The following is a 4901-nucleotide window of genomic DNA, read 5'->3' as shown; positions in this document are numbered from 1 at the left end:
CACGAGATTTTAGAGGTGTTCTTTAATTATTATGTGGATAGCTTGGGCAGTTACGAAGCGGCCTTAAAAGCCTTGGAAAAAACCCAGATGTTCCTCGTTGATCAGGTACAGTCGGTTTATCAATCCCAGGGGATCGATATTGCCGATAAACACATCGAAGTTATCGTGCGTCAGATGACCTCTAAGGTGCGGATCGATGACGGCGGCGATACCAGTATGTTGCCCGGGGAATTGTTGGAATTGCGACAGGTGGAGACGGTAAATGAAGCCATGTCAATCACCGGTGGGGCGGCGGCTAAATATACGCCTGTACTACTGGGAATCACCAAAGCTTCCTTGAATACCGATAGCTTTATCAGTGCCGCCTCCTTCCAAGAAACCACCCGCGTCCTCACGGAAGCGGCGATCGAAGGCAAGTCCGACTGGTTACGGGGTCTCAAGGAAAACGTGATTATCGGTCGTCTGATTCCGGCGGGTACTGGCTTTAATTCCCACGAAAACATGGCGGGGATCAGCGATTACGCCCCCCCAGAGGAGGAATATAACTACAACAACAATCGTGGTTATTACGCTGCCCCCAGCAGTCCCAGTTTCCCTCCTCGTCCCGGTTTCGGCGATAGTAGCGAGGATAGCGATATGATTCTTGACGATCAAACCGCTCGCGCCTACGCTGAGGGTGATGTGGTCGATTTAGAGGATGATGAAATGGCTTTCCTCTCCTCCCGCGGCAGCAGTCGCTTTAGTCGCCAACCCATCAGCGACAGCTGGTCAGAAGCCGATGAGGAAGGGGATGAGGACGATTTCGAGGGGGATTACGAAGAAGAATAATCGTCTGTAGATATCTTAAAAGGAGGAGTGGCCGGAAAAACCCTTGTTATTCTCCAAAAACCTCCTCCTTCTCTCCCCAAACTCCCTAGGGTTGGCTGAATAAATATGAAATATATAGCGTTTCTGATTCACAAGAGGTACATTCCCGATCCTGAACAGCTTAATCAGCAAAGGTTTAAGTGTGCCGCACAGATGCGAGAACCGCTATAGACGAGGTAAGGGTTTTAGGGTTTTGTTTTGCTCTCACAGGTGCAAGATTTTGAGAGAATCGTGGTTCAAAACCTTGCATCTTCATCGACCTGCGTCCTGTACGGGCGAAGCATTCGGGCATAACCTATCGCTGAAACCGTAGATTTCCTATCCGAATGCTTCGCCCCTACTTTTCCCGCTAACTCACCAGAGTTTGGCAATAAAAAAAGGCAGCCTTTCTTGTCAACCGGAAAGGAGACAAAGTAAGGATTTGAAGAATTTTCTCTCCAGTCGGGATGACAGGATTTGAACCTGCGGCATCCTGCTCCCAAAGCAGGCGCGCTACCAAGCTGCGCTACATCCCGAAGTAAACTCTTTTTTTAGTATAGCCTAAGAGCCGCATTCTTAATCGGGATACCAAAACATCCCTTTGATACCTTCGGGATCGAGAACAAAACCGAGACGACGATAGAAATCCACCACCTGCGGATCGGCGAAAAGAGTTATATTACTGATGTCCTCACCCCGCAACTTCCTGATCATAAATTTCATTAATGCTTTACCAAAGCCTTTACTTTGATAGTGAGGATGAACAACCACATCCCAGACTGTAGCATTAAAAGCGTGATCGGAAGTGGCACGAGCAAAACCCACTAAACGACGGCGATTACCTCGCACTTCCCACATCGACACGACTAAAAAACTACATTCGATCGCCTTTTTAACTTTGCGTAAAGGACGACGGGCCCAACCTACCGAGTCACAAAGTTCTTCTAACTCATATAGATCTAGCTCTCGATCAGTACTAAAAAACACTCGCGTCTGTCCGAGGTCATTCTGGGCAACCTCTACCAAGTCTCCCGAATAGTCAGGAGATGCAGTGACTTCCGAGCTATTAAACAATCTTTTCCAAAAAACCATGCCGGGGGGCTACTGCCTCAATATTGTCCTTTTAGCCTAGTATATTTTATTTTCCCCTCTCTAAGAACAATCGGGCCACTGGAGTCCAAATTTGATTGGTTGAGTACGGAGAGGGTGGGATTTGAACCCACGAACCATTGCTGGTTACTCGATTTCAAGTCGAGCGCAATCGACCACTCTGCCACCTCTCCAAGGCAGCCATACCTAATATCTTATCATTAGAACTCTTGCATAAATCAAAAAATTTTCCGCAAATGCAGGTAAAAGGGTTGCATATTATAGAATATAGGGTTAAGGGTTAAAATTTCCCCTTTCCCCCTTCCCCAATTTCTGCAAGAAGTCTATTCTAGTCAATTAGAGGCACAATTAGGGTTGGCTGAAAAAGTCTTTCCTGGCGGCAGGGTGTGGGGGTTTACCGATTTTCAGGGAAAAAGTACCTGAATTTCCCCCCCCCCTGATCACTCCTAGGCCTGGCACTTTTGGAGATCAAAAAAGTCTAAAAGTCTTAGCCAACAAGGTTTTTAGATTTATTCAGCCAGCCCTAATTAGGGGTTTCTGAGCAGCATTTTGGGCGGGCCGATCGGCCGAACCAATTCCCCTCACCATCCCCGCCAAGATGACCGACTTATTTGTTTAATTTCTGTAATTTTCGGCTTTCAAGGGGGAAAACTAAAATTAGAATGGGGAGGGGTGCCTTAAAATTGCTGTTTTGACGTATAATCACCTCAATAAAATTTAGAAGCTCCTAGAGTTGATAGTTTTAAACATTTCTGTGAGGAAAATGTATTTATTATGAGTTCAATTATTGAAATCGGCGACCACAAAATTAGCGATTCAGCGGTCTTGCCTCTTTTGGCAAAATATGGTATGTTACCCCAGTTAATCCGGGAAGTAATTATCGAGCAAGCGATTGCCGATATCACCTGCAATCCCGAAGAAAGAAACGCCGCCTATTCCCGTTTCTATCAAAATAATCAAATTGCCAACGATGAACAAATGAAATCTTGGTTACGACAAAACGGGATGGATTCCGAACAACTAGAATATCTAATTCTTCGGGACATTAAACTGGAAAAATTTAAACAGGAGACTTGGGATAACAAAGTAGAATCCTACTTCTTGCAAGTCAAAAATCAATTGGATAAGGTGGTTTATTCCCTGATTCGGACAAAAAATATCGGCATTGCCCAAGAACTATTTTTCCGGATACAGGATCGAGAAAATAGCTTCGCTGAACTAGCCAAAAAATACTCCCAAGGAGCAGAAGCAGAAACCGGAGGACTAATCGGACCTGTGGAACTGAGCACTCCCCATCCCCAGATTGGGCAAATTCTCAAAGCAAGTAAACCGGGGCAACTGTGGCCACCGACGCAAGTGGGAGAATGGGTCGTAATTGTCCGGTTAGAAAAATACTTATCCTGTGAACTGGATCCTCCCACCCGTCAACGCTTACGGAATGATTTATTCCAACAATGGTTAATGACTCAAATGCAAACAGTGAAATTTATCTCCGAATCAACCCCAGTCAATAGCGAGCAGGTATCGATTATATAGCATCCCTTGCCAAGCTGGGTAAACCCAGTCTTTTCGCTTAATTATTTGCCAACTTAGTCAATTTTCGCCTAGCTAATGAGTTACACCACTTTAGATTTTACCGCCTTTCTGGAGACCGTACAGCCCTTTGATCGCCTGCCCGTCGAGGTTAGACGTTCCCTCGGCCAGAAATTACAACCCTTTCGCTATGAGATGGGCAATGCGATCCTCAAGTGCGACCGCTTACCCTCCCACCTCGTCCTTCTCTACGAGGGAGAGGCCAGACTTTTGGGTTACGATGCTAGGGTTGACAATCCGTTGCCGGTTACTTTGGCTAAATTGCAGCCGGGGGATTTATTCGGGTGGATCAGTCTCCTGCGCGGTAGCCCCTGTGAAACGGTGATCGCTTCTTCGGAAGTCACTATCTGTTTAACCTTAAAACAAGAGGATTTTTGGTCTTTAATCAATAATTACCCCGAATTTAAGGAACATTTCTTTAAAGAAACCTCGATCGCTGAAGTTTATGCTCTCCTAGGCTCCTATCTTAATCAACAGGCCTGGGGTGGGGGGGACCTGAAAGAAATTGCTCAGGCTCTTTTAAACAAAGCTTGTGTGTCCTACAACCAGATTAACGATGATTATCTCTGGTTAGTCAGCGAAAATACCGATAATTATCCTATCGGCACAGTTATCACCCAGAACAATCCGACTAACACCCGCTTATTAGGTCTTTCCTCCGATCAGTTAGATGAATTCTTGACAGTGGAAACCGAAGCGGCTGCGGAAACAGAAACGGACGATATCTGGGAAACCCAAGTCATTAAGGGAAATAAACCCACCCAGGTATTAGATATCCCCCAAGGAAGAATCAGCGACATCACCAGCGATATCGACCTTGAAAAAACTGTCCAGAAAAACCGCAAATCCTATCCTTTTTTCGGGGGAAAAACGGAACTAGAGGCGGTGAGTGCCTGTTTTCAGATGATCTGCAAATATTTTAATATCCCCTTTCGCAAGGACGTGATCCAACGCATCCTAAGGGATCAACTGCAAAGAACCGGCAGCCTTTCCCTGCCCCTGTGTGGGGCTGTGGCCGAGTTAGTGGGACTCCATAGCCAATTAGTACCCCTAAATGCTACTTCCTTGCCCAATATCAACCCTCCTGCCCTAATTCGCTGGCAAGACAGCATCGTTATCCTCTACGAAATTAATCAACGGGAAACCACGATCGCCGTTCCGGAACGGGGGATAATTAAACGCAAAACCAGCGAATTTCTGGAATCTTGGGACGAAAAAGGGGAAGTAATTCTGCTCAAACCCACCAAACACACCCAGCAACAGCGTTTTGGCCTATCATGGTTTTGGCCTTCTGTCAAGAAACATAAACGAGTCTTAATAGAAGTTTTTATCGCTTCTTTCTTCGTGCAGTT

3 protein-coding genes, 2 tRNA genes and 1 pseudogene are annotated in these 4901 nt (G+C 45.9%); 3 read left to right on the top strand and 3 right to left on the bottom strand.

From position 1 onward, the window contains the following. A pseudogene (gene rpoC2 / locus PX481_RS20560) lies at positions 1–828 on the top strand (DNA-directed RNA polymerase subunit beta'); the annotation flags it as partial. 480 nt (positions 829–1308) lie between these two features. Here rpoC2 and PX481_RS20555 read toward each other — a convergent pair. From PX481_RS20555 to PX481_RS20545, 3 genes are all read right to left on the bottom strand, one after another. Further along, positions 1309–1382: transfer RNA gene (locus PX481_RS20555), tRNA-Pro, on the bottom strand. Positions 1383–1422: 40 nt separating this feature from the next. Beyond that, positions 1423–1938, bottom strand: coding sequence for a GNAT family N-acetyltransferase (locus PX481_RS20550; RefSeq protein WP_002736326.1), 516 nt, complete (start codon positions 1936–1938; stop codon positions 1423–1425). 106 nt (positions 1939–2044) lie between these two features. Next, positions 2045–2129 (bottom strand) — tRNA-Ser (locus PX481_RS20545). A 601-nt stretch (positions 2130–2730) separates the two neighbouring features. Here PX481_RS20545 and PX481_RS20540 point away from each other — a divergent pair. Together PX481_RS20540 and PX481_RS20535 are read left to right on the top strand one after the other, a co-directional pair. Further along, positions 2731–3492, top strand: coding sequence for a peptidylprolyl isomerase (locus PX481_RS20540; protein WP_288027432.1), 762 nt, complete (start codon positions 2731–2733; stop codon positions 3490–3492). A gap of 75 nt (positions 3493–3567) precedes the next feature. Next, the coding region (locus tag PX481_RS20535; RefSeq protein WP_288095717.1) for a cysteine peptidase family C39 domain-containing protein at positions 3568–4901 on the top strand (1334 nt) is incomplete at its 3' end.

Source organism: Microcystis sp. M53603_WE2 (assembly GCF_030065435.1).
The sequence above is the reverse complement of the archived record's forward strand: the minus strand, read 5'-3'. Positions and strand labels throughout refer to the sequence as shown.

What these genes read in the sequence shown, in the direction of transcription:
- PX481_RS20550 (WP_002736326.1), bottom strand. Translation starts at nt 1,938, where the DNA reads ATGGTTTTTTGGAAAAGATTGTTTAATAGCTCGGAAGTCACTGCATCT.
- PX481_RS20540 (WP_288027432.1), top strand. Translation starts at nt 2,731, where the DNA reads ATGAGTTCAATTATTGAAATCGGCGACCACAAAATTAGCGATTCAGCG.